Source organism: Yersinia thracica (assembly GCF_902170565.1).
GTDB lineage: Bacteria > Pseudomonadota > Gammaproteobacteria > Enterobacterales > Enterobacteriaceae > Yersinia > Yersinia thracica.
Map to the genome: position 1 here is coordinate 1 of NZ_CABHXX010000039.1, position 355 is coordinate 355.

Consider the following 355-nt stretch of genomic DNA (forward strand, 5'->3'; position numbering starts at 1 on the left):
TGTGTTTGCTCTGTGGTTAATAAATTTCCAATAATATCCATCGTAGAGCGCTTACGGCGTATACCATCAATAACTACATCATCAAAGTTTTCAGCCATGGCTGTAAGCTTTAATTGTTTAAGTATTTCAATACAGTCATGACGTTGCATTTGGTATCCCTTTTAATAACGTGTTGTAACGCTGACAATTAGCCTGGGGTGGGATGTTCAGTGGAATATCATTTATTTTAAACGTAGGTATTACGGGTTCAGTGAGTCGGTGAATAATATTGAGTACTACTTCCACCGTAGGCACTCCTTCGTCTAACGCTATGGCTGCCGCGGTCACGCCTAAATCTTCACCATAATCAGCAATT

2 pseudogenes are annotated in these 355 nt (G+C 40.0%); both read right to left on the bottom strand.

Annotation, left to right across the window (positions count from 1 at the left end):
• Window positions 1-149: pseudogene (locus FTA91_RS05780) on the bottom strand (IS21-like element ISYen2A/ISYen2B family helper ATPase IstB); the annotation flags it as partial.
• A pseudogene (locus tag FTA91_RS05785) lies at window positions 136-355 on the bottom strand (IS21 family transposase); the annotation flags it as partial. The pseudogenes FTA91_RS05780 and FTA91_RS05785, both read right to left, overlap by 14 nt.